Annotated in this window: 2 protein-coding genes and 1 rRNA gene; all 3 read left to right on the top strand. The window is 61.9% G+C overall.

The window, feature by feature from the left end; genetic code table 11:
- Positions 1-85 precede the first annotated feature (85 nt).
- Positions 86-202, top strand: a 5S ribosomal RNA gene (gene rrf, locus NUW23_11235).
- Between the two features lie 191 nt (positions 203-393).
- On the top strand, positions 394-1,485 hold the full coding sequence (locus NUW23_11230; protein MCR4426736.1) for a hypothetical protein: 1,092 nt from the start codon (positions 394-396) through the stop codon (positions 1,483-1,485).
- Positions 1,482-3,760: hypothetical protein (locus NUW23_11225; protein ID MCR4426735.1), on the top strand; the 2,279-nt coding region annotated here is incomplete at its 3' end. The genes NUW23_11230 and NUW23_11225, both read left to right, overlap by 4 nt.

Raw genomic sequence — 3,760 nt, 5'->3', positions numbered from 1 at the left:
GACCTCAAACCCTTAAGATCCAGACCCAATTCCCCATGCGCGGTTGTCTGAGAGCGCGGGCAACAATCGAAAACGAATGTGGTTTTCCGGTGGCAATAGCGGAGGGGCAACACCTGTTCCCATTCCGAACACAGTAGTTAAGCCCTCCATCGCCGATGGTACTTGGCTGGCAACGGCCCGGGAGAGTAGGTAGCCGCCGGATTCTTTATCTTTCTCTCAGATTTCCCGATACCTATGGCGCGCCCACACGGGCGCGTTTTTTCATGACCACGCAACCGCTCGCCCAACCCGAGACACTGCAACGCCCACGAGGGACAAGACAAGAAGGATATGGGAGGAGCGAAGTCGTATCCTGCTTGCAGGGGTATGTGCTTGTTCGGAGGTGAGGCCATAATGCCTCTAAGAGTGCCGTTCCTCAGGCCCAAACCGGATTTCGAAGCATTTCAGGAAGTCATCCTCGGCTCGAAGGAAGCTGAGAGAGTACATTTCGTTGAGCTGTTCGCGGACCCCGAGATTGTCAGGGCCGTGCTTCGTGATGTCATGGGCGAGACTCCTGTCCCTTCACCTGCAGAGGACTTCCGTGGGTACTGGCGGCAACAAATAGAGTTCTGGTACCGGATGGGGTACGATTACGTAAGAGTCTCGGGTGGGTTCGAGATCCCGATGGCGTGCGAGCTCACGGCACGCGACACCGCTTCGCTTTCCCGGGGGGAGCGATCTTGGGTGAACGAGGGTGTCGGGCCCATTGCATCGTGGGCGGACTTCGAAGCTTACCCGTGGGACAAGTTCAGGACGCTGGACTACGCGGCCTACGAATTCGTGTCCCGGAACTTCCCTGACGGGATGAAAATGATGGTGTGTCCATTGAGCGGGGTTTTCGAGATTGCCTCTGAGCACCTTCTAGGCTTCGAGGGAATGAGCTTGCTGCTGTATGAGGACCCAGACCTTGTGGAAGCGGTGTTCAGCCGCGTCGGGGACACCCTGTTGTCCTTCTACCGCAACCTTGTCACCATCCACAATGTGGCTGGCATATTCCAAGGAGACGACCTCGGGTTCAAGACCTCCACGTTTCTCTCTCCTGTGCATCTCAGACGCCTGGTGTTCCCGTGGCATAAACGGTACGCCGCCCTCGCCCACGAGCGCGGGCAGATGTACCGGTTTCATTGCTGCGGAAACCTCCGCGGCATACTCCAAGACCTCATAGACGATGTAAAGATCGACGCCTTGCACTCGTTTCAGGACGAAATCATGCCGGTTGCGGAATTTCAGGCCGCTTGCGGCCAGAGGGTCGCGGCCTTAGGCGGGGTTGACGTCGATGCGCTATGCCGGATGGGCGAGGAAGAACTGCGCGGGTATGTGCGTGGCATCCTCTCCGCCTGCATGCCCCGGCGCTACGCCCTCGGTTCAGGGAACACCATCGCGAACTACGTTCCCGTCCGGAACTACCTGGTCATGATGGACGAAGGCGCGAGGTGGGAGTCTTGAAACAAATCAACGAAGTCCAGGGCGGTCTGTGTTCCCCGTACATACCCCGGGTGATCGATGCAATCCTTCGCGGCCGACAGCACACCGTCGCTCTCGTCGCGGCGTCCCCGCGTTTCGCCTCCAGAGCTCGCGAGCAGGTAGCGGCCGAGCTCGGCGACGGGGCAGCGTTCGAAATCCCCATATATGGCTTCGACTCGTTTGTAATGCATATCCTGAACCGCGTTGGGCGCCGAAGGAGGACTGTCGGCGATCTTGAGCGAGAACTGATTGTCGGCCAACTACTTCGCGAGGCCAGGGCCCAACATGAGCTGCTCGCTTTCGGGCCGTCGGCCGACAAGCCCGGTTTTGCCAGGGCTATCGGCGAGGTCATCGACGAAGTCAAGCTTGCCGCGGGCCGGGCGGCCGATCTCAGGCGCGCGCTTCTTCCCACCGGTGAACGCTCCGATGCCGGCATACGCCCGGCCCTGCACGATCTTCTCCTGCTATTCGAACGGTATGAAGGCGCTCTAGCTGGGCGGGGCCTGTCAGACCGCGAAGACGCTTACCTCGAACTCGCCGAGTTTCTGGAGGCCGCGCCTCCCGGCGCAGTGGGCGCGCTTCAATCCGTCTGGTTCGAGCATTTCTTCGACCCGACCCCCGCACAGGCCAGGGTGGTGCGGGCCGTCGCCACACACGTGGGCGAATGCGAGGTCAACCTCCCATACGATGATGACCGCCCTGAGCTCGCTGAAGTCCTTGGCCGCGCGCGCGAGCTGTATGGGACCGTCCCTGTCGTCTCTAAACCAGCTGGGCGCGGTTGCCGGACCCCGGACCCAACCTTGGCTGCTCTGTCCCGCGGACTGTTCACCCATTCCCCAGGGCCTCCCGCGCCATGCGGCAGCGTTCGATTGATCACCGCGTCAGGGCCGTCGAGGGAAGGGGCTGAGGTAGCCCGGGAGATCAAGCGCCTCATTGTCTCCGAAGGGCGGCGACCCGAGGATATCTGTGTGGTGGTTGCGAGCCCGAATGGCTTCATGCCCGGGTTCCTCGCTTCGATGGAGGAATTCGGCGTAGCAAGCTCCGCTGCTCAGCTATCCCCTCTCTTTCGCTCGCCGCTGATCTCCGACTGCCTTGCGCTAGCGGACGCGCTTGCGTGCGAGCATTCTGGGTTTGATCTCCCGGCGCTATGCTCCAGCCCTTACATCGGCGCCGGCCCGGGCCTTGGGTCCGAGATAGTCGCCAGTCTGAAGGTCCGCGGGATGCGCCTTTCTGCTGCGAGATGGAGGCAGGTCCTTGGCGAATACCCAGAACTCGAAGCCGGCAGGGCTTTCCTGGCCAAGTTGACGGAGGCTTGGTCCGGGCTGGGCCGTGGCAGGGCGATTTCGGAGCACTGCGCGGATCTCAGGGTTCTTCTTTCGCGCATGGGCACTCCGGCCTGTGTGTTCGAGCCAGAGAACCGTGAGTACGCGGTTGAAGCATGGGCGGCATGGGCCGGGTTCACCTCATTGCTGCGCGAGATCGAGCAGATGTCCGGAATAGCGGACATGACATGGGCGGAGTTTGCGGATTTCCTGCGGACCGCGGCGGGCAGGCGCTCTTTCTGCCATAGGCCCGGATCTTGCGGAGGAGTCTCCGTCATGGGTCCTTCGGCCCTGCGGGGCCTCTCTTATCCGGTGGTCTTCCTCTGCGCGCTCACCGAGGGAGGGTTCCCCAGGGACCGCAAGAGAACCTGGGCGTTTCGCGAGCCCGAAGTCTCCCGGCTCTGGGAGTCAGGCATTAGGCTCGCGACTGCGTCGGAATTTGCGGCGTCCGAGAGGTTCATGTTCCATGTGGCCATCTCGTCCGCCTCGGACCTGCTCTATCTTACCTATCCTTCATCGCGGGATGATGGTTCCTTCATTCGAAGATCCTTTTTCGTGGATGAGGCCGTCCATGCGCTGGGCTGGGGCCGAGAGGAGGAGGCCCGGTCGACCCGGGCGGTCTCGCCCGCCGAGATCTTCCCCGCGGATCCGTCCGCGCTCGCGAGCGAACGGGAACTCGGCCTGTGGGTGATGGCGACCGCGGGAGTGGGGGAGTCCGCCATCGCAAGACAATGGGGGGCTGATCACCCAGAGGAATGGCGGAGAGCTCTAGGGCGGGCGGCAAGAGACGCCCGCGCGGCACAGAATGAGTTCACAGAGTATGACGGGGAGGTCACGGACGCCGAGGCTATCAAGTGGCTCGGGGAGAGATTCGGGCCTGGTTCCGTCTGGTCCGCAGGGGCGCTGGATCTTTACTCCCAGTGTCCGTTCAAGTT

Source organism: Bacillota bacterium (assembly GCA_024655925.1).
In the GTDB taxonomy this organism is placed as follows: domain Bacteria; phylum Bacillota; class DTU025; order DTU025; family JANLFS01; genus JANLFS01.
This window is presented reverse-complemented; position numbering and strand designations above follow the sequence as displayed.